Genomic DNA, 21,341 nt, shown 5'->3' on the forward strand with positions numbered 1-21,341 from the left:
AAGAGACGAAGCAAAGCTTTCAGTCTGCTATTTTCATTGTTAGCAGTAGAGTGTGACAACCGAAGTAAGCACATACAAATGAGGAAGGATGAGCTTGTCAATGAAACTTTTGTCGTTCAAATACAAAGGAAAAACACGTTTCGGCCCTAAAGTGAAGAAAGAGGAAGCAGTTTGGGACGTACTATTAATTGCCGAAACATTTGGAGAGAAGGATTTTCCATCTACAATCGTTGAAGGAATCGCATCGGGAATGGAGTTTGTTGAAAAGGTGCGGAAATTGGCGGAACAGGCGAGGGTAAGTGAAAATCCTGAACAATTCAAGTATGCGTTCAAAGATATCGAATGGCTTGCGCCAATCCCGAGAACGCCGAAAAACATCCTTTGTGTTGGAAAGAATTATGCGGACCATGCGGCGGAGATGGGGTCAGATGCACCACCTGAAAAATTGATGATTTTTACGAAATCGCCAACTGCGATTGCTGCGGATGGGCAGGAGCTGCCGATACATTCTGAGGTGACAGAAAATCTTGATTATGAAGGAGAGCTTGCAGTCGTTATCGGTAAAAAAGGAAGCAAAATTCCGAAGCAACTTTCTTATGATCACGTATTTGGCTATACGATCGCTAATGATGTAACCGCTCGGGATGTCCAATACGCTCATAAGCAATTCTTCTTAGGAAAGAGCTTGGACGGTTCTTGTCCGATGGGGCCATACATTGTAACAAAAGATGAAATACCTGATGCTCATCAGTTGTCCGTCGTGACGAAAGTAAACGATGAAGTCCGTCAAAATGGCCATACTTCCGATATGATTTTCAAAATAGATGAATTGATTGCTGAGGTCTCAAAATATGTTACTTTGGAGCCTGGCGATGTTATTATGACAGGTACGCCAGCAGGTGTAGGAAAAGGTATGAATCCTCCTGTTTTTTTGAAAAAAGGCGACACTGTGAAGATTTCGATCGAGGGGATTGGCACACTAGTCAATCGCTTCGTCTAAGACCATATTTCTATTAAGAGAACCAATTTCTATGGTAGGATGTAGAGGAAACAATAATAGATGAGGTGAACAGTTTGGGCTTTTTATCTGACACGACCCATTTCCATATATTTACATGGGTTGTCGGTATTATCGTATTTTTAGTTGCAGCTGTAATGGCGAACGGTTCGAAAGGAAAAAAAATTACCCATATGATCGCACGTTTGTTTTATGTGCTCATTCTATTTTCGGGGATTCTCCTTTTCATAAAAGGCATGGATTATGGTAGAGGCGCTGAATACGGCATTAAATTCCTATTAGGTCTGTTGACGATTGGAATGATGGAGATGGTATTAGTACGATCTCAAAAAGGCAAAAGCGTCGGGGTGCTTTGGATCCTATTCTTTGTCTTCCTATTTGCAACAATGTTTTTCGGTTTTAAACTACCGATGGGATTTGAATTTTTCTAAGAAATACATCTGAGTCAGTCTAAAGGGAGGATGATGAAAATGGCAATTGGCATAGGAGCAATCTTGTTAAGTATTTTGATCGCATTGATGGCTGTTTTTGCAGTTGCAGTGTTTCTCATTTACCGAAAATCTCGTGTGCGAGAAGATGAATGGACAGACTGATGGTAAACAAAAGGCCGGATGGAAAGTGGAAACCCACTGACGATCCGGTTTTTTCTTGCTTTTGTTCTTCTTTATTTCACAAATTCGACCTATTTCGTTGTAGGAAACTATATTTTTATTTCAAAGAATGGCGGGGGGGGTTGTCGTTTGATAAAATGGCAAGAGATAGCTTGTTGAGGAGGCTTTTTTTGTGAAAGGAAGAAGACTGATTGGCGTAGCCGCCGCCGTATTGTTGCTTTTCCAAATTGTTATGCCTGCGACTTCGTTCGCAAAAGGCGAAAGTACAATTGAAGATGAGAGCATTTACGATTTATTGGTGGACCGCTTTAATAATGGAGATGGAAAAAATGATATCGATGTAGATGCACAAGATCCTTTCGCTTTCAATGGCGGAGATTTTGCGGGCATTGCTTCGAGGCTGCAACATATAATTGATATGGGCTTCACACTGATTTCAATTGGCCCAGTTTTCGAAACGGAAACGTATGATGGTGGAAAGCCGCTTTCTTACACGAAGCTGGAACCTCATTTCGGAACGGAAGATGAATTGAAAGCTTTGCTAAAAGAAGTGCATAACAAGAAATTAAAGCTTGTTGCGGACTTTCCTTTAGGCAAAGTAAGTGCAAATCATGAATGGGTAAAAGAGGATAAAATTCCTTCGTTGCCTGCTGAAAATGGCACAGTGAATTGGGATGTAAGCGACAGTACAACTGTCGAAGCATTGACGGAGGCGGTTGTCGAATTTGCTACTTCATATGATCTGGATGGAATTCGACTAACAAAAATTGACGCTTTTTCTGATGAAAATCTGAATTCAATGATATCGGCAATCCGTAACGTAAAGCCGGACATGTATATTTTGACGGACGAAGAAAGCGAAGCCAATTTTGATGCTTCGCCAAATACAACGGTTATGGATGCGCTCCGTCAAACATTTGCAACATCTGATCCAGATTCATCCGTAATGGATGTTTTCGATGAAAGCAATTCAAATGGTATCATTCAGTTTGATGATTTGGCTGGATCCCGACTAACATATGAAATGGTAGAGGCGAGAATGTTTCCTCCTACTCGCTGGAAAGTCGCTGCGACTGCACTATTTACATTGCCTGGCATTCCTCTTGTACCATATGGAACTGAAATTGCAGTAAACGGAAAGGAAGCACCAGAAAGCCACCCGTTCTTCAACTTCAAAACGGATATGGAACTTGCAGAGTTAATAGGCAACTTGAATCTTTTACGCAATCAATCCGAAACATTGCGCAATGGCGACTTTGAGATGCTGCATAATAAAGGTGGATTTTTAGTATATAAACGTTCATCAAAGGATGAGACTTGGATTATCGCGATCAACAATACGACTAAAACGGCGAGTGTCGAAATTCCCGTTTCTAAAATTGGCGATAATAAAAAGCTTCGCGGTTTATTGGATAGCGATTTAATTCGTGAATCAGATGATGATGTTTTCCGAATCGTTTTAGACCGAGAAATGGCAGAAGTATATATTGCTGACGAAGATAAAGGATATAATACGCCTTACTTGATCGCATCCATCTTAGTGTACATTATCTTTTTAGGATTCTTGTTCACTGCCATTAAAAAAGGACGAGCCCGCAGAAAACAAGAAAATTCTATAGAGAAAAAATAAACGAAGGGGCTGTTCAGAAAGTCGGTAAAAAACTGACTTTCTGAACAGCCCCTATTTCTGTTGATGAAATGCGGTGTATCCTTGAAACGTTGCTCATTCCATCAAACTATAAATATACAAAAAAATCGTCCAATCTTGTAAAATAGAAGTGACTAAACCCCATTCTAGAAAAGACGACTTTTATTGCAATCCGAAGATTATTAAGAATGATTATAGCAGAACTGCCATTGGGAATAGAGGAAATGGAAGTAAGTATTTCCAAGCGACACAGACACATCAAGCCCTCATTTAAACCCTATAATACCAACGATGCACCTTCATGCGGATGAAAGAGGATCACATGAAAAACGGTCAACTGAAACCTGCTTACAATGTACAGATGGGAATGGAAAACCAATTCATCCTTTTTTACACAATCACCCTACGTCCCACAGACACCCGCTGTTTCATCCCTCACTTGTAAAAGTCGGAAAAGTCCTCTCTACCAATGCCTAAACGAGTAATTGCGGATGTAGAGTATGGCAGCGAAAAAAATTATCTGTATGCGGTCGGTGAAGACAAGGAGCCACGTTTTGAATTTTTGATTCCATACGGTACATATATCAAAGAACAGACTCGCAAACCACAATCTACTGAAAGTGGCTGGCATCCGTGAGCTACATTCAATAGTAAATGAGAATAATACGAGAACTGGTGGAGAAAAACGAAGCGTTTTTCCCCACCTGTTCTATTTCATAGACTTATTGGACAGCCTCTTCGATTATGATTCCTTCGTTTTATTCAAAAAGAACATGGCAATTGTACCAGGACCCGCATGGGCACCGATTGCCGATCCGATCATTTGAACATTAACCGCTTTCGGATGAAATCTTTCCTCTACGAGTGCTTTCATTTCCAGAGCGGTTGCTTCATCATCACCGTGGCTTATGCCAATCATTTGCTCGGACAGATTAACGCCGCGATCTTCCATTACATCTAATAATCTTTTTAATACTTTTTTGCGTCCCCGATGTTTTTCGATGGGAACTAATTTACCGTTTTCAACGTGTAGCAGCGGTTTAATATTTAATAACCCGCCGATGAACGCGCTCGCTTTGGAAACTCGTCCACCTTTAGCTAAGTAATCAAGATCCTCAACTGTGAATAGATGCTCCATATGCGCAGCCATATATCTTATTTTCCGTTCAATTGTCCGAACGTCATCACCTGCGTCACGTAATCTTACAGCTTCTTCGACTAATAGACCATAGCCCAAAGAAGCACACCGCGAATCAATGATGACAAGATTCATATTCGGATTCACTTCTTTTACTTGATCTTTCATCATAACTGCCGTGTTATACGTTCCAGACAGTTCTGATGAAAAAGCGATGTAAATGCCGTCATCGCCTGATTCGGCCAACTCTTTCCAAGTAGCATGAAGCAGTTCAGGTGAAGCTTGAGAAGTTTTTGGATGGCTCCCATTGCGGATTGCTGCGTATACTTCTTTGGAATCAATTTCGACAACATCTTCATATTCTTTGCCGTCAATCAAGACCCGAAGCGGAAGCAATGTTACATCGTTATTGTCATAAAATGATTTTGGTAAATCTGCGCCACTATCGGCAAAAATTCTCATACATACCCCTCACATTCTTTTCTATATTATTTTAAAAGCAAACGCTCTTCCAACACTTTTGCGATTCCATCTTCATTATTTGTTAAGGTTACTTCATCTGCAATGGATTTCAACCGGTCGATGCCATTGCCCATTGCTACACCGACACCAGCATAATCAATCATTTCAAGGTCGTTGTCTTCGTCTCCGAAAGCGATGATCCGCTCTTTCGGGATACCAAGCCATTTGGATACATGGGATATGCCAACTGCTTTGTTTAATCCATGTCGAACAATTTCAATCACATCCCAAGGAGCCCCCCAGCGTCGATGGTCGATTGCTTCTGCATGGATTTCTGCCAAGTGCTTGCGGATCGGGTCGACTGTTTGAGCGTCAGCTTGGATGAGCAAACTCGTTGGGTCCACTTTCAAGGAATTCCTTAAATCTCCTTTGCTAATAACGGGATCCCCGAAATTGAAAATATCCAATAACTGTTCATCGTGATATTGCATATACACGTCATCCATCACTTCGGCTACGATGTTGTGCGGTCGAAACTCGCGCATTGCTTCAACAACGTCTAACACTATAGGAAGTGCGATCGTTTCATGAATTGTTTGCCAAGAACGATCAGTAGGATGATGAACAAACGCTCCATTGAAATTGACGATTGGCGTTTCAAGCCCTAATTGACGGTAGTACATGGCACTAGCTCGGTATGGCCTGCCTGTTGCAATCATCACTTGATGCCCATGATCTTTCGCCTTCTTCAATGTATGTTCAGTTTTTTTTGAAATGACTTTTTCATCGGTTAGCAATGTTCCATCCAAATCAAGGACGATTAAATGCGGTTTCATATGAATGCCCTCCTCTATAGCTGCCCCTCTTAAAAGAGAGCATAATAATAACGTTTCAAATAAAAAAACCTCTCCAACTAACTAAGATGTAATTGATACTATCTTATCTTTTGAAGAGGGGGTAAGTCAAAAAATTCCGCCATGCGGCCATTCTCTTTGTTTTTTCAATAAAACTTTGTTACGCTCATAAAAAAGAAACAGAAGGTGTTTGCATGACGGTCATTGTAAAAGAAGAGAATTGGAGCAACATTCCATTATTGCATATTGTGGAGGAAAATCTTGAAAATAGCAACCTTCCGACAGCCATTTTCCTACACGGTTTTACAAGTGCAAAGGAACATAATTTACATTACGCATATAATATCGCGAAACAAGGAGTGAGAGTACTTCTTCCGGATGCACATCTCCATGGCGTTCGAGATGAAAATTTGGATGAAGTCCAACTGAGCCTCCGATTTTGGGAAATCGTATTGACGTCGATTGAGGAAATGAAAACTCTCCATCAGGAACTAGCTGCCAGAGGTACGAATAAAATTACCGTTGGAGGTACATCGATGGGGGGCATTACGACATTAGGTTGCTTAACGGTCTATCCTTGGATCGATGCGGCTGCTGTCATGATGGGTTCACCAGGCTTCGTTGAACTCGCAAAAGCGCAAATGTCGCAATTTGAACGACGCGGATTCAAATTGCCGATCACGGATGAAGAACGGAAGTCTTTATTGGATACATTGTCTATATTTGATTTGACGAAGCATCGATCAGCGTTGAATCACAGACCAGTCCTTTTCTATCACGGAGAACAAGATTCGGTCGTTCCTTATGAGCCAACGTTCAATTTTTACAATGCCGTAAAAGAGGATTATGCTGACGATGTAGAGCGATTTCAATTTATCTCTGAACCATCTGCTGGACATACAGTATCAAGATCTGCAATGCTGCGAGCATCCGATTGGCTGGCAAGTTATTTGAAGGAGTAGGCAGAACTTTGCTATGATGAAGATAATAATGGACGGAAAGGGGAATATCAATGAATGATGATATGAAAGGCAGCATCATGGGTGCACTTGAAAATGTGATCGATCCTGAGCTTGGCATCGATATTGTCAATTTAGGGCTTGTATACGATGTGGACTTAGACGATGAAGGCACTGCAAAGGTGGACATGACACTAACCTCTATGGGATGTCCAATGGGTCCGCAAATCGTCATGAATATTAAGCAAGAACTATCTGAGCTTCCTGAGGTGAAAGACGTAGATGTCAATATTGTCTGGAATCCACCTTGGTCACGCGACAAAATGTCCCGCTATGCAAAAATGGCGTTAGGCGTACGATGATCCATCTTGTCTTGTGAGATTAAAATAGATTATTGCTATCAGTAAATGCGGCTCAAGTCGTTTTCAATCACTCGCGTTCTGTTTCTTCTGTCCCATAGCGACAAAGATTCAAGCGATAGAATGCGTGGCGTATTTTTTTGCGATATTCCATTAAGCGGCATTTATTTCAAGCATAGCTTCTATGGAACAAGTTCTATTTATGAAGAAGTTATATGATGGGGAGAAAAGGCTGTTTGACGTTTGTCATTCAGCTTTTTTTGATAAACAAATCGCACTGAAAGGGGAATACAGCATGGAGTTTAAAACTGCAGATTTATGTGATGAATATGCCAAGGAATTATCATTTTGCACAGCACCATTCCATTCATTCGGAAAACGAAAACGTTTTTCAGGTCCAATCGTTACTGTAAGAGCATTTGAGGACAATGTTTTGGTAAAAGAAGCACTTCAATCTTTAAAAGAAGGAGACGTATTAGTCGTAGACGGTGGAGGGTCGATGAGATGTGCAATGTTGGGGGACAAGTTAGGGAGCATTGCGACAGAACGTAAAGCGGCAGGAATCATTATTAATGGTTGCGTTAGAGATTCCGCAGACTTATCAGAAATGGATATCGGCATTTTAGCGTTAGGCACGAATCCTTTTAAAAGCAATAAGGAAGGCAAGGGAGAGCGAGGCGTGTCTTTGTTTTTCGGGGATATCGATTGGGTCGAAGGCCATTATGTTTATGCAGATGAAGATGGTATCGTTGTTGCGAATCGCCAGTTATTGCATTCATAAATATGTTTTATTGATTATCGTGCGGGTAGGAGAATAGAGCAAGCAAAAAAATGTACAGTAACGCTATTTCTCCTTATAATTTAATTAATCAAAGATAGTCAAAGTCAAACAATGAGGTGAATGCAGATGAGAATGGACGGCGTGCAAGAAGACCAACGTACACCGCTTGAACAATTTGGGCGAAACCTTGTAGAAGATGTAAAAAGCGGCAAAATGGATCCTGTTATCGGCAGGGATGAAGAAATTCGTAATGTTGTGCGGATTTTATCGAGAAAGACGAAAAATAATCCTGTATTAATTGGCGAGCCGGGAGTCGGGAAAACGGCAATCGTGGAAGGACTTGCGCAACGGATTGTAAAAGGCGATGTGCCGGACGGGTTGAAAAACAAGCAAATATTTGAATTGGATATGAGTGCTTTAATTGCCGGGGCAAAGTTTCGTGGTGAGTTTGAAGAGCGTCTGAAGGGCGTACTGAAGCAAGTGAAAGATAGCGAAGGGGAAATTATACTTTTCATTGATGAAATCCATACGATTGTCGGTGCTGGCAAAACGGAAGGAGCAATGGATGCGGGCAATATGCTGAAGCCGATGCTTGCGCGAGGAGAATTGTATTGCATCGGTGCAACGACTTTGGATGAATATCGCTTATATATTGAAAAAGATCCAGCATTGGAAAGGCGTTTCCAGCAAGTATTTGTGCGGGAGCCTTCTGTAGAGGATACGATATCCATTTTACGAGGGCTGAAAGAGCGGTTCGAGCTGCATCATGGTGTCCGAATCCACGATCGAGCAATCGTGGCGGCCGCTACATTGTCAGACCGTTATTTAACAGAGCGTTTCATGCCGGATAAAGCGATTGATTTAATTGACGAAGCGAGCGCAATGATTCGCACGGAAATTGATTCTATGCCGCAAGAGCTTGATTCTGTCACTCGCAGAATGATGCAACTTGAAATTGAGGAACAAGCATTGCAAAAGGAGAAGGATGCAATAAGCCAAACCCGTTTGGAAGCGTTGCGTGAAGAACTGCGTGATCTGAAAGATTCTTCTGCTGACATGAGAGAGCAGTGGAATAAAGAAAAGGAAGCATTGCGAAAAATCCAAGAGAAGCGTGAAGAACTGGACCGTTATCGCCGTGAATTGGAGGATGCACAAAACCGGTTTGATCTAAATAAAGCCGCTGAACTCCAATATGGCAAAATTCCAGAGTTGGAAAAGGAACTCCAAACATTGGAGGCGCCACTCGCAAATAGTCAAGATAACCGACTTTTGAGAGAAGAAGTAACGGAGGATGAAATTGCCATGATTGTGGCGCGCTGGACAGGAATCCCAGTGACAAAATTGGTAGAAGGAGAGCGAGAAAAGCTACTGCGCCTTCGTGAAACGCTTGAGGAAAGGGTTATCGGCCAGGATGACGCAGTCCAGCTTGTGACGGAAGCAGTTTGGCGTGCTCGTGCAGGTATTAAAGATCCAAATAAACCGATCGGTTCTTTCTTATTTTTAGGGCCAACAGGTGTCGGTAAAACAGAGCTCGCGAAAACATTGGCCGCCACACTTTTCGATTCGGAAGATCATTTCATCCGAATTGATATGTCCGAGTATATGGAAAAACATAGTGTTTCCCGTTTAGTAGGTGCACCTCCGGGATATATCGGCTATGAAGAAGGCGGACAATTGACAGAAGCGGTAAGGCGCAATCCATATTCAGTCGTTTTGTTAGATGAAATCGAAAAGGCACACCCTGATGTCTCCAATATTTTGCTTCAAATTTTGGATGATGGACGAATTACTGATAGCCAAGGAAGATTAGTTCATTTTACGAATACAGTTGTTATCATGACTTCCAATATCGGTTCAGCCTTCTTGTTGGAAGGCCAGTTCGATTCGGAAGACCATGCGACAGAAGACCTTGTCATGGCTGAACTGCGTCGACATTTCAAACCGGAGCTGTTGAACCGGATGGATGACATTATTATCTTCCATTCATTGTCGGGAGACACCTTCCGATTAATCGCTAAAAAGCTATTGGAAGACTTAGTCAAACGTTTGCAGGAGCAAGAAGTAGAGCTGATTTATAGCGATGCTGTACTGGATTGGATTGTTAAAGAAGGAACTGATCCTGATTTCGGCGCACGGCCTTTGAAACGGTTCATTCAGCGACATGTAGAAACAGCAGTCGCCAAAGAAGTGATTAAAGGTGAATTGAAGGAAGGACAGAAGCTTTCTTTGACGATGAAAGATGGAAAGTTGGATGTGGAAATTGTATAAGATGAAGAAAGACACCTGTCAATCGTAGTGGCAGGTGTTTTTTCGTATGTACTTTTTTATGTAGCGCCCGTATAACTGATTCAAATAGAGCCAGTAAAATCGAGCAACGCGCCAGAAAAACGAAGTGGTGCCAGAGCCCACACGATTGGCGCCAGTAAAATCTATCTATTACACGTCTGAACCCGCATGATCAGTACCTATCGGATGGAAATATAAAAAAACCGTTCTGTGAAAGGAACGGTTTCAGCTTGTTGACAAACGCTCGCATACGGCGTTGCTCGTCTCGCTCGTCCCCTCATGAACCTAAGTTCTATTCGGGTCTTCGCTCGACTTCGCGCCTTGTCTGACAAGCGTTTTCAAGCCAAGCTGGGCAAACACCTATCTCATGACTACAAACCTTAAAAGGACTGTAGACAAAGTAAAAAAGATACTTTGTCTACAGTCTGAAAACCGTTCTGTGAAAGGAACGGTTTCATTTCTTAATGATCTGCTACTTCCTCGTTCCCAATAACCGCAGTTACCATTAAGACAAGAATTGATAAAACAATTGAAGCGATGATGCCGCCTGTGAAGTCAAATACTTCGATACTGGCAATTGAACCAGCTACATAGTTCAACATCGTCACTAAAATGAAAGACCAAAAGAAAGTTATAATATATTTCATCGATATCACCTCGACTTAACAATTTCCTCATTCATCATACCATAGCTTGTACATTCAATAAACAAAAGAATCGGCAAAACTTTTTTTCTTTGGCAAATTAGTGTCATCATATTGAAAAATACTCAATAATCTTTTATAATTAACACCAGGTAATAGGAATAGATAATAAGGAACGGGGTATGAGAAAATGAATGCAGGTCTTCTTGGGATTGGTAAATTTGTTCCTTCCCATGTCGTGACAAACAGCGATTTGGAAAAAAGGATGGATACATCGGATGAATGGATCCGAACAAGAACAGGCATAGAGGAAAGAAGAATTGCTGACAGCGAGACGGATACGTCTGATATGGCGTACGAAGCAGCTTTAAGCGCTATTCAAAATTCTGGGATTGATCCACAGACAATTGGTTTAATAATCGTTGCTACGGTTACGCCTGATCGTCCATTCCCGTCGGTTTCTGCGATGATACAAGACCGCTTAGGGATAAAAAATGCTGCAGCGATGGATATTTCAGCAGCTTGTTCTGGATTCATGTACGGTGTCGTTACAGCGAAGCATTTTATTGAAGCGGGCACGTATGAAAATGTTTTAGTAGTCGGTGTTGAGAAATTATCTAAAATTATGGATTGGGAAGATCGGAATACGGCCGTTTTATTTGGCGATGGAGCTGGCGCTGCAGTTGTTGGTAAAGTGAGCGAGGGACGCGGCATACTATCATTTGAGTTAGGTGCAGATGGCAGCGGTGGAAAACATCTTTATCAAGATTCGCATATTCAAATGAATGGCCGGGAAGTTTTTAAATTTGCTGTGCGCCAAATGGGCGAATCAGCTGTGGCAGTAACAAAGAAAGCGGGCTTGACGACAGAAGATGTCGATTATTTAATCCCACACCAAGCAAATATCCGAATTATGGAAGCATCGCGTGAACGGTTAGGATTGCCGATTGAGAAAATGTCTAAGACTGTTCATAAATATGGTAATACATCTGCAGCCTCAATACCGATTTCGTTGTACGATGATTTAGCTGAAGGTAAATTGAAGGATGATGATATTATCGTATTGGTAGGCTTCGGCGGAGGATTGACTTGGGGAGCCCTATGTATAAAGTGGGGAAGATAACTTTTTCTTCATAGGACTACTGAATAAGTAGCTGATGAATGTACCTTGCCGTTTGGGGTATCACTTTATTAGCGTATGAACGGATCGATATTATACAATAGGTAATAATTTGATCGCAAAAGAGAAGGGGAGTATTCAAGATGGAAAAACGTCGTGTCGTTGTAACAGGGATTGGAGCGGTTTCTCCAGTCGGAAATTCTGCTGAAGCGTCATGGGAAGCAGTGTTAAATGGACAATCTGGAATCGGTCCTTTAACGCGCTTAGATGCAGATCAATTTCCTGTGAAAGTTGCGGCTGAAGTAAAGGATTTCAATATTGAGGAATATATACCTCGTAAAGATGCACGGAAGATGGACCGGTTTACGCATTATGCAATGGCAGCTTCCATTATGGCTATGAAGGATGCAGAATTGGAGTTGGATGAAGAAACGGCATTGCGCACTGGTGTTTGGATCGGTTCGGGGATCGGTGGAATGGAGACACATGAGCAACAGTTTAAAACATTCCTTGAAAAAGGTTATCGACGTGTCAGCCCGTTCTTCGTGCCGATGATGATTCCTGACATGGCTTCGGGGCAAGTATCCATTCATTTCGGGGCAAAAGGCATTAACTCTTGTACAGTGACAGCTTGTGCATCTGGAACGAACTCGATCGGCGACGCATTTGAGGTCATTAAACGTGGCGATGCGGATGTAATGATTACAGGAGGCACGGAAGCACCGATCACTACAATGGCAGTTGCTGGTTTCTGTTCAAATACTGCTCTGTCATTGAATCCTGATCCTAAAAAAGCTTCGCGTCCATTCGATAAAGACCGGGATGGTTTTGTAATCGGAGAAGGTGCAGGTATTCTAATTCTTGAAGAATACGAGCATGCGAAGAAACGCGGTGCGAAAATCTATGCTGAATTGATTGGCTATGGTTCTACGGGTGACGCCCACCATATTACTGCACCTGCTCCTGAAGGGGAAGGTGCGGCACGTGCAATGCAGCAAGCAATCGATGAAGCAGGCATAACACCTGACAAAATCGATTATATAAATGCGCACGGAACGAGCACACCTTACAATGATTTATTTGAAACAATTGCAGCCAAAACAGTATTCGGCGAACACGCCTACAAACTATCAATGAGTTCAACAAAATCGATGACTGGCCACTTATTAGGTGCAGCTGGCGGCTTGGAAGCAATCTTCACAGTGAAAGCATTGCAGGAAGGCATGTTGCCACCAACTATGAATTATGAAACTGCCGATCCGGAATGCGATCTTGACTACGTAGTCAATGAAGCAAGAAAAGCAGATATCAAATATGCGATGAGCAATTCCTTAGGATTTGGCGGACACAACGCTTCACTTGTGTTTAAAAAAATAGATTGAAATAAAAGGTCCTCTGTTTCCTAAGTGAAAAGAGGACCTTTATTATTAAAGTCTTAAAAACAGCCAACGGACATAAGATGGTAGAAAAATAAAAGGGCGTTGAATCATGACAAGAGTATTCCTCTTTCTAATCAGTTACGGAATTATTGTCGTTACTGTATCCAATATGATTCTCTACTTAAATTATTTATCGTTAGGCTATACATATCAACAAATATTCATGTACATTTTGCAAACTGCTGATTTTGCACTTTTTGTCATGGCGGTGATCGTACTGAACCTTACCGTCTTCTTCCGATTCCCATCGCTGCCTCCATTTTCTTAAGTGTCGCAGAGGCAATGGCGTTCGCTTTTTCAGCTCCTAAATCAAGATAGTCATCCAATTTTGGAGAATGCAGCAATTCGTTGTATCGATCTTGTAATGGGGACAAGTGGCCGATCACTGTTTCGGCAACGCCTGCTTTAAATGCACCGTAGCCTAAACCTTCGTATTTTGCTTCCAAGTCTGCAATTGCAACGCCGCTTAATGCCGATTCAATCGTCAACAAGTTAGAGACACCAGGTTTTTCAGCAATGTCAAATTTTACAATGCCATCTGAGTCTGTTACGGCACTTTTTATTTTTTTCTCAATTTGCTTTGGCTCATCTAAAAGGGAAATTGTACCTTTTTTATTTGGATCTGATTTGCTCATTTTTTTCAATGGATCCTGTAATGATTTAATGCGAGCTCCGTTTTTCGGAATACGCACTTCAGGAATCGTCAACACATCACCGTACCGTTTATTGAACCGTTCAGCTAAATCACGAGTGAGCTCAACATGCTGCTTTTGGTCTTCACCAACTGGCACAATATCCGTATTGTAAATGAGAATATCCGCAGCCATTAACGGAGGATATGTTAAAAGACCAGCAGATACGCCTTCTTTGCCTGCAGATTTATCCTTGAACTGCGTCATCCGTTCAAGCTCACCGATATAAGAAAGGCATTGCATCATCCATCCGGCCTGTACGTGGGCAGGCACTTCCGATTGAATAAATAAAACGGATTTTTCGGGATCGATGCCACTGGCGATATAGATTGCAGCTAATGAACGAATCGTTTTTGACAATTCATCTGGATCCTGCTGAACGGTAATCGCATGTTGATCGACGATACAAAAACGGCAGTCGTATTCATGTTGAAGTTCTGTAAATTGCTTGAAAGCACCGATGTAATTCCCTAATGTAACTGTACCGGTAGGCTGTACACCTGAAAAAATTGTTTTCATTAAAAATTCCTCCTCAATATTCCTTGAAAATAAAAAAACACCAATCATCCCTAAAATAAGGGACGACTGATGTAGATCAACCGTGGTACCACCCGAATCAGCCTTCATAAGGCCACTCCACTTCCCTTAACGCGGGTAACGTGATGAGCTACTATGGAATGTTTTGCATCCATTTCGCAAATCAAGCTCAGGAACCCAATTCCTCATGCCGTCATACCTGTTCTCACCAACCACAGGCTCTCTGAATGACTGTCACATTCGTACTATTTCCGTCATAGCTTTTCGAATCGTAAGTTGTCGCAATTATACTATAGGGATCTGTTAAATGCAACAGTGAAATTTGTTATAGAACTTTCGGTGTTTATAGACAAGAAGTGACGGGAATAGACAACTTTAACCTATGTAAAGCTGTGTAAGTTTGATAGAATAATTGAATTGAAAGGATGTTTTCTATGAAAAAAACAGCATTGCTCAGTCGCTTTCTACTGTTAGCTGCTATCGCTTTTCCTTTAAGTGCTCACGCAGCAAATGAGAAAAAAGTAGACGACTTTGCAGAACGTACATATGCTTTTGAGCAATTGGATACTCAGTTACTACATAGTTCATCGCTTTATCGGTATGATTCGGGTCTTGCTTTTCAGTATCCAGATGCAGTAAGGGGAATCTATGTTACAGGTCATTCAGCTGGAGGGGCAAAATTTGAAAAGCTATTACATTTAATTGAGTCAACAGAGTTGAATGCAATGGTCATTGATATAAAAGACGACTTAGGTAACATTACATACAAGCCTACAGAAGATTCCCCGCTCTTTGAATTGGGCATCGGAAAGCCGTATATAAAAGATCCGCGTCAAATGTTAGAGACAATGGAAGAGAAAGAAGTATATCCAATTGCCCGTATTGTCGTCTTCAAAGATAGTGTATTGGCAGAAAAGCGCCCTGATCTATCTTTTATGGATGGAAATGAAGTATGGGCAAATGGACGGGGAGAATCATTTGTCAATCCGTTCTTGAAAGAGGTATGGGATCATAATGTCGATATTGCAATTGAGGCCGCGAAGATGGGCTTCAAAGAAATTCAATTCGATTATGTAAGATTTCCTGAAGGATTTGAAAAACGTCATGAAGTATTGAACTATTCAATGGGAGAGTATAAGGATTCCGATTTGGATCCTGTTCAAAGAAGGGTAGAGGCTGTTACAGATTTTGTGGCATACGCTCGTGAGAAGCTAAAACCTTACGATGTTGATGTATCTGTCGATATATTTGGCTATTCAGCAACTCTGCCTGAAGCACCTGGCATCGGGCAAAACTTTTCGAAAATCTCGGAAAATGTTGATGTCATTTCATCTATGATTTATCCAAGTCATTGGACATCTTATTTCGGAATTGCGAAACCCGATTTGGAACCGTACCGGCTCGTTAACGAATATGCTAAAGTTGAAAATGCCAAATTGGGAGAGTTGGAGAACAAACCGACATCCCGTCCGTGGCTGCAAGATTTCAGCGCTCCTTGGTTAGGTGCAGGCAATTATCTTCGTTACGGCAAGAAAGAGGTCGAAGCGCAAATTAAAGCATTAAATGAGAATGGGATAGACGAATTCTTATTATGGAATGCTGGCAATTCGTATACAGAAGGAGTAGATTATACTCCTTAACGAAAAATCCGGGGCCATCGTAATGGTTTCCGGATTTTTTTAATAAGAAAATGAAACTTTTCGGAAAGTAAAGACGTACTATTAAGTAGGAATTACCTTTTTCAATTTGGACTTACTAAATGAGAACGAAAATAAATGTGTTTGAAGATGTTTATTTAATTCCTCGTTCGGGTATAACAGTAAAGAAGGATAAATTTACATAGCCTAAGGAGCTGTAAGCCCATCAATATTGCGGAAATGTGACAAACTTGACATACCGAACATATTTTTTCTTAAAAAGGTGTATTCATCATTCTCAATAACGTGTATAATAGAACTCAAGATCGTTTCTTTAAAATTATTCTAATTTGATTTAAATACAATATTGAAAGAGCAGACTGAAAGGAAGTGTCCAGCGAATGGGAGTAACATTATTCACCTCACCAAGTTGTACATCTTGCAGAAAAGCGAAAGCCTGGTTGGAAGAGCATGACATTCCATATACAGAGCGGAATATATTCTCTGAACCATTGAATATTGATGAGATTAAACAAATACTTCGCATGACAGAAGACGGTACGGATGAAATAATTTCAACGAGATCGAAAATTTTCCAAAAACTGAATGTGGATGTTGAAAGCTTGCCGTTGCAACGGTTATACGAATTAATTCAAGAACATCCTGGCCTGTTAAGAAGACCAATCATCTTAGATGAAAAGAGGCTGCAAGTAGGTTATAATGAAGATGAAATTAGACGTTTTCTGCCTCGTAAGGTAAGGGCCTATCAGCTGCTTGAAGCGCGGCGAATGGTTAACTAATTCAATTATGTCCGGATGATTTTTTGGGGAGTGCGAAAGCTTGCCTCAAAATAACATTCGTCGGAGGCTTAACTTGAATCAGCTAATTTGGTTCTCGCTGATTTAAAAGAAAATAGAGCAAGCGTATCCCATCACTTTTTGAAGTAGGGATTTCTGCCGAATCAAGTTAAAGAATATAGTAAAGCTGATAGGGAGTCGACAGGCAAAATGCCGTAAACCTATCAGCTTTTTGCATTCCTCTTGCTTTCCGGGCGGATGTTTTCTACAATTCAATTAACGTTATACGTCCCTATAATGAACCCTTTCATATCCGGTAGGACGTTCATATAGTAAGTATAAGAAGCATTGCAGGTTCACTGCAAAAAAATGAAGCGGGCCATTGCCCGTTTGAAGGAAGGGAGAGAAAAGGGATGGAAATAGAGCGCATTAATGAGAATACCGTTAAGTTTTATCTATCATATGTAGATATTGAAGAGCGTGGATTTACGCGGGAAGAAGTTTGGTATAACCGCGATAAAAGTGAAGAGCTCTTCTGGGAAATGATGGATGAAATCAATGACGAGACGGAATTTGAAATTGAAGGGCCGTTATGGATTCAAGTCCATGCGATGAATAATGGAATTGAAGTTACCGTAACAAGGGCGCAGATGACAGACACGGATGAAATGGAAGAAACATTTGGCATGGATGATCCAAGAAAAATGTTCCAAGACCATGCGATGTTTGGGAAGCCTGACCAATTAATGGATGAAACGAACGATGAACCGGAAGAGTGGTTATCTGATATGTTCGTGTTTTCAAACTTTGATGATCTGATTCCATTGGCGAATAAAGTGCACGGCTATACTTTCGAGTCATCTCTCTATTCATTCGAAGATAAATATTATTTATATATAAATTATGATGACGCGGAAATGAATGATGCGAAAAAGACGGATCTATGCAGTGTCATTTCTGATTTTGGATCAGTATCCAATATGACAATTCACCGATTGGAAGAGTACGGTAAAGTGATTATGGACAAAGACGTTTTTGCTAAAATGGAACATTATTTTGGCAGCTGATGAATATAAAGTGCCGCTCCTACGTCGATTATTAGATGATGGGCGGCTTTTTTTTTCGCAAGAAACGATGTTTGCTATATTATAGAGGTGCTATGGTATAGGCCTAGCAATGCACTGTTCCACATGACGCGCTCCACTAATCTATTCAATTGCTTGCAAATAATCTCCTTTTGAAAGACTTGCTCTATGGAGCGAAAATTCATACAATGAAGCAAAGAGGAGTGATGCATATTTTAATGGCACAAATGGAAAATGGAGAGATAATTGTTTTGATGTCGGATATCGAACGTAACGCTTTGCGGCGTTTAAGGAGTCAGCATCAGTTTTATTGCCCACAATGTCAATCAAAAGTTATTTTGAAAGTAGGGGAGGTCGTTATTCCACATTTTGCACATGAGCAAAAGACTTCCTGCAGGGATTCTTTTTCGGAAGGGGAATCACCTGAACATCTATTAGGGAAGCGATTATTATTCAACTTCTTTCAAAACAAAGGATATGCAGTTAAGATGGAACCGTTTTTGCGTAATTTATCACAAAGGCCGGATTTAGTAGTGGAGACTCAAAAGATGTCCATTCCAATTGAGTTTCAATGCAGCCCGATCCCACGCCATAAATTTAGAGAGCGATCGGAAGGATATCGTCTTGCCGGAATGGAGCCCTTATGGATTTTGAATACCCCCGCAAAATTCATAGAACAGCAAAATGGTATTGGTATTTTTCAACTCTCAAAGTTTCATGAGCAATTCTTATTGACCACCCCGAATGAAGGGGACTTACTCTTCTCTTTACATCCCCCAACATCAACATTCCACTATATGAGCAGTCTATTGCATATTGGAGGACAACGGTATATTGGACTTCATAACACTTTACCTTATGAAGCGCAAACATTGCCATTTTCACGTCCTAAAGCTCCTTCGCAATCTATGATCGAGCAATATTATCATTTATATAAAATCCAAAGAAACGCATTTCTGAGTCAGAGAATATTACTAAATAGAAAAGGAATACAGGATCCATTTTTGCGCGGCTGCTATGAGATGCGTCTACATCCAATCCGTTTGCCTTTGCATTTCGGAGTGCCCGTTGCACATAATCGAGCTTTTCGGGAAGCGGATTGTGATTGGCAAATACGTCTCTTATATTTTCTCCATAAAAGAAAAATCGAATGGCGTGCTACTTCAGAAAAAGAACTTTGGTCATTTGCTCGACAATTTGACGAGCCGAACGAAGAAATGGTAGTCGCATGCAAGGAATATTTATCATTTCTTGAACAATGCGGCATTCATAACATAACGGCAGAAGGAAAGAATATTGAAAACAAAATTTTGCGACTTATTTCAGAAAGATATGTTGCAAAGAAGGTTTATAATTGAGAGAATGAAAATGATTCGTTTTCCGAAGGGAATTAAAAGGAGGAATAAACATGACGACTGATTCGAAGAACAAAGTTTTAACACGGGAAGAAGTGAATGTGGAGGAGACTTGGCGTTTAGAGGATATCTTCCCTACAGATGAAGAGTGGGAGAAGGAGTTCAAAGATATTGAAGCACTCGTAGGCAATGCTGAACAGTATAAAGGGACGCTTCGTAATGGGGCGGATGCATTATATGAGGCATTGACATTCCGCGATACACTTTCACAAAAAATGCGTAAGTTGTATGTGTATGCGCATTTGAAAAGTGACCAAGATACAACGAACAACGTTTATCAAGCGATGGAAAGCCGCGCTAAATCACTCTATGTTAAAGTGTCGACAGCGTTATCGTTCTTCTTGCCTGAGCTTCTAACAATTTCGGAAGAAGAGCTGACCAATCTATCTGAATATGATGAAAAACTGAAGTTGTACAAGCAAGAATTTAAAGAGGTTAACGCATACCGCCCGCATGTTTTGCCTGCTGAGCAAGAAGCAATTTTGGCACAATTAAGCGAAGTAACTGGCAGTTCAGCGGAGACGTTTAGCATGCTGAATAATGCTGATTTGACGTTCCCTATGGTGAAAGATGAGAATGGAGAAGAACTTGAGCTTTCTCATGGTCGCTATATCCGTTTCCTTGAAAGCGACGATCCGCGTGTCAGAGAAGATGCGTTTAAGGCGATGTACAGCAAATATGATGAGTTTAAAAACACTTTCGCTTCAACTTTGTCAGGCAACGTAAAGCAGCATAACGTCAATGCGCGTATCCGAAAGTATAATAGTGCACGTCATGCGGCTTTATCGCAAAATCATATACCGGAACAAGTGTATGATAATCTATTGGAAACGATCAATAAAAACATCGGATTGCTGCATCGTTATGTCGCTTTGCGCAAAAAGGTCATGAAGCTGAATGAATTGCATATGTGGGATATGTACGCGCCACTTGTGCAAGATGTAGATATGAAAATTTCATATGATGAAGCGTCTAAAATCATGTTGGAAAGTTTCCATCCGCTTGGCGAAGAGTATAAATCAATTGTCCAAGAAGGATTGGAAAATCGTTGGGTAGATGTTCGCGAAAACAAAGGGAAGCGTTCAGGAGCTTATTCTTCTGGGGCATATGGCACTAATCCATATATTCTCATGAACTGGCAAGATAATGTCAATAACTTATTCACACTAGCGCATGAATTCGGCCATAGTGTACACAGCTATTATTCACGGAAAAATCAGCCGTTCATTTATAGCGGTTATTCAATTTTCGTAGCAGAAGTAGCATCTACTGTGAATGAGGCGATTCTAAATGATCATTTATTGAAAACGATTGATGATGAACAAAAACGTATTTATTTGTTGAATCATTGGCTTGACGGATTCCGTGGAACTGTATTCCGCCAGACGATGTTTGCAGAGTTTGAGCATTTAATCCATCAACTTGACGAGAAAGGTGTTGCATTAACAGCTAATAAGCTTTCCGAAGAATATTTCGCATTGAACAAAAAATATTTCGGCGATGCCGTAGAAGATGATGCTGACATTGCGCTTGAGTGGGCACGGATTCCGCATTTCTATTACAACTATTATGTTTATCAGTATGCGACTGGTTTCAGTGCGGCAGTAGCGCTAAGCCATCAAATTTTGACAGAAGGACAACCTGCGGTAGATCGATATATTAATGAGTTCTTAAAAGCGGGTTCTTCAGATTATCCAATTGAAGTTTTGAAAAAAGCTGGCGTCGATATGACAAGCGCAGCACCGATTGAAGAAGCTTGCCGCGTGTTTGAAGAGAGATTGAATGAGTTAGAAGCATTGCTGGACAAGCATTCATAATGATTATGTTGCCGATATAATTAGTAACAAAACAAAAGTGGA

At 41.0% G+C, this 21,341-nt stretch carries 20 protein-coding genes, 1 pseudogene and 1 other annotated feature; of the genes and pseudogenes, 17 read left to right on the plus strand and 4 right to left on the minus strand.

All coding sequences use genetic code 11. The annotated features are described in order from the left end of the window. Nucleotides 1–100: 100 nt before the first annotated feature. From WFH04_RS00450 to WFH04_RS18430, 5 genes and pseudogenes are all read left to right on the plus strand, one after another. Nucleotides 101–1,000 (plus strand): fumarylacetoacetate hydrolase family protein, encoded by a 900-nt coding sequence (locus WFH04_RS00450; RefSeq protein WP_336822181.1) that lies wholly within the window; start codon nt 101–103, stop codon nt 998–1,000. Between the two features lie 74 nt (nt 1,001–1,074). Next, nucleotides 1,075–1,449 carry a YisL family protein gene (locus WFH04_RS00455; RefSeq protein ID WP_336822073.1) on the plus strand — a complete coding sequence of 125 codons (375 nt, stop codon included), beginning with the start codon at nt 1,075–1,077 and terminating at the stop codon, nt 1,447–1,449. Between the two features lie 39 nt (nt 1,450–1,488). Continuing rightward, the gene (locus tag WFH04_RS00460) at nt 1,489–1,611 is read left to right on the plus strand and encodes a hypothetical protein (RefSeq protein WP_336822074.1); all 123 of its coding nucleotides are present in this window, start codon (nt 1,489–1,491) and stop codon (nt 1,609–1,611) included. Nucleotides 1,612–1,801: 190 nt separating this feature from the next. Beyond that, a complete protein-coding gene (locus WFH04_RS00465; RefSeq protein ID WP_336822075.1) occupies nt 1,802–3,259 on the plus strand; it encodes an alpha-amylase family glycosyl hydrolase in 1,458 nt (485 codons plus the stop codon). A 313-nt stretch (nt 3,260–3,572) separates the two neighbouring features. Continuing rightward, nucleotides 3,573–3,878, plus strand: a pseudogene (locus WFH04_RS18430) (IS5/IS1182 family transposase); the annotation flags it as partial. 141 nt (nt 3,879–4,019) lie between these two features. On the opposite strand, the gene WFH04_RS00470 reads toward WFH04_RS18430, so the two are convergent. Together WFH04_RS00470 and WFH04_RS00475 are read right to left on the minus strand one after the other, a co-directional pair. Beyond that, the gene (locus WFH04_RS00470) at nt 4,020–4,877 is read right to left on the minus strand and encodes a DegV family protein (RefSeq protein WP_336822076.1); all 858 of its coding nucleotides are present in this window, start codon (nt 4,875–4,877) and stop codon (nt 4,020–4,022) included. Nucleotides 4,878–4,903: 26 nt separating this feature from the next. After that, entirely contained in the window at nt 4,904–5,713 is an 810-nt protein-coding gene (locus WFH04_RS00475) for a Cof-type HAD-IIB family hydrolase (protein WP_336822077.1), read from the minus strand. 212 nt (nt 5,714–5,925) lie between these two features. Here WFH04_RS00475 and WFH04_RS00480 point away from each other — a divergent pair, with 212 nt between their 5' ends. The 4 genes from WFH04_RS00480 to WFH04_RS00495 all read left to right on the plus strand — a co-directional run bounded on the left by WFH04_RS00480 (nt 5,926) and on the right by WFH04_RS00495 (nt 10,098). Next, nucleotides 5,926–6,693, plus strand: a complete 768-nt coding sequence (locus WFH04_RS00480; protein ID WP_336822078.1) for a prolyl oligopeptidase family serine peptidase — start codon at nt 5,926–5,928, stop codon at nt 6,691–6,693. A 50-nt stretch (nt 6,694–6,743) separates the two neighbouring features. Beyond that, nucleotides 6,744–7,052, plus strand: coding sequence for a metal-sulfur cluster assembly factor (locus WFH04_RS00485; protein ID WP_336822079.1), 309 nt, complete (start codon nt 6,744–6,746; stop codon nt 7,050–7,052). Between the two features lie 292 nt (nt 7,053–7,344). Beyond that, nucleotides 7,345–7,830 carry a ribonuclease E activity regulator RraA gene (gene rraA / locus WFH04_RS00490; RefSeq protein ID WP_336822080.1) on the plus strand — a complete coding sequence of 162 codons (486 nt, stop codon included), beginning with the start codon at nt 7,345–7,347 and terminating at the stop codon, nt 7,828–7,830. 120 nt (nt 7,831–7,950) lie between these two features. Then, nucleotides 7,951–10,098 carry an ATP-dependent Clp protease ATP-binding subunit gene (locus WFH04_RS00495; RefSeq protein WP_336822081.1) on the plus strand — a complete coding sequence of 716 codons (2,148 nt, stop codon included), beginning with the start codon at nt 7,951–7,953 and terminating at the stop codon, nt 10,096–10,098. A 479-nt stretch (nt 10,099–10,577) separates the two neighbouring features. Here the strand turns inward: WFH04_RS00495 and WFH04_RS00500 are convergent, their stop codons facing one another. Next, entirely contained in the window at nt 10,578–10,763 is a 186-nt protein-coding gene (locus WFH04_RS00500; RefSeq protein WP_336822082.1) for a DUF2929 family protein, read from the minus strand. Nucleotides 10,764–10,950: 187 nt separating this feature from the next. On the opposite strand from WFH04_RS00500, the gene WFH04_RS00505 reads away from it, so the two are divergent. The 3 genes from WFH04_RS00505 (at nt 10,951) to WFH04_RS00515 (ending at nt 13,587) form a co-directional block, all read left to right on the plus strand. Then, a complete protein-coding gene (locus WFH04_RS00505) occupies nt 10,951–11,883 on the plus strand; it encodes a beta-ketoacyl-ACP synthase III (protein WP_336822083.1) in 933 nt (310 codons plus the stop codon). Between the two features lie 140 nt (nt 11,884–12,023). Next, nucleotides 12,024–13,262, plus strand: a complete 1,239-nt coding sequence (gene fabF / locus WFH04_RS00510) for a beta-ketoacyl-ACP synthase II (RefSeq protein ID WP_336822084.1) — start codon at nt 12,024–12,026, stop codon at nt 13,260–13,262. Between the two features lie 106 nt (nt 13,263–13,368). Beyond that, complete coding sequence (locus tag WFH04_RS00515; RefSeq protein ID WP_336822085.1) at nt 13,369–13,587, plus strand: YuzI family membrane protein; 219 nt, start codon at nt 13,369–13,371, stop codon at nt 13,585–13,587. Here WFH04_RS00515 and trpS read toward each other — a convergent pair. Next, entirely contained in the window at nt 13,544–14,530 is a 987-nt protein-coding gene (gene trpS, locus WFH04_RS00520; RefSeq protein WP_336822086.1) for a tryptophan--tRNA ligase, read from the minus strand. The genes WFH04_RS00515 and trpS overlap by 44 nt on opposite strands. A 55-nt stretch (nt 14,531–14,585) precedes the next feature. After that, nucleotides 14,586–14,815 (minus strand) — a binding site (T-box leader). Nucleotides 14,816–14,982: 167 nt separating this feature from the next. Between trpS and WFH04_RS00525 the strand changes: the two genes are divergently transcribed. From WFH04_RS00525 to pepF, 5 genes are all read left to right on the plus strand, one after another. Continuing rightward, nucleotides 14,983–16,188: a putative glycoside hydrolase gene (locus WFH04_RS00525; protein WP_336822087.1), complete on the plus strand. Its 1,206-nt coding sequence runs from the start codon at nt 14,983–14,985 to the stop codon at nt 16,186–16,188. A 398-nt stretch (nt 16,189–16,586) separates the two neighbouring features. Beyond that, nucleotides 16,587–16,985: a transcriptional regulator SpxA gene (gene spxA, locus WFH04_RS00530; RefSeq protein ID WP_336822088.1), complete on the plus strand. Its 399-nt coding sequence runs from the start codon at nt 16,587–16,589 to the stop codon at nt 16,983–16,985. 410 nt (nt 16,986–17,395) lie between these two features. Further along, complete coding sequence (mecA, locus tag WFH04_RS00535) at nt 17,396–18,049, plus strand: adaptor protein MecA (RefSeq protein WP_336822089.1); 654 nt, start codon at nt 17,396–17,398, stop codon at nt 18,047–18,049. Nucleotides 18,050–18,285: 236 nt separating this feature from the next. Beyond that, nucleotides 18,286–19,425, plus strand: coding sequence for a competence protein CoiA (locus WFH04_RS00540; protein ID WP_336822090.1), 1,140 nt, complete (start codon nt 18,286–18,288; stop codon nt 19,423–19,425). A 50-nt stretch (nt 19,426–19,475) separates the two neighbouring features. Next, a complete protein-coding gene (gene pepF / locus WFH04_RS00545) occupies nt 19,476–21,299 on the plus strand; it encodes an oligoendopeptidase F (RefSeq protein WP_336822091.1) in 1,824 nt (607 codons plus the stop codon). The last annotated feature ends 42 nt before the right edge of the window (nt 21,300–21,341 follow it).

This window comes from Sporosarcina sp. USHLN248 (assembly GCF_037144575.1).
Taxonomy (GTDB): Bacteria; Bacillota; Bacilli; order Bacillales_A; family Planococcaceae; genus Sporosarcina; species Sporosarcina contaminans.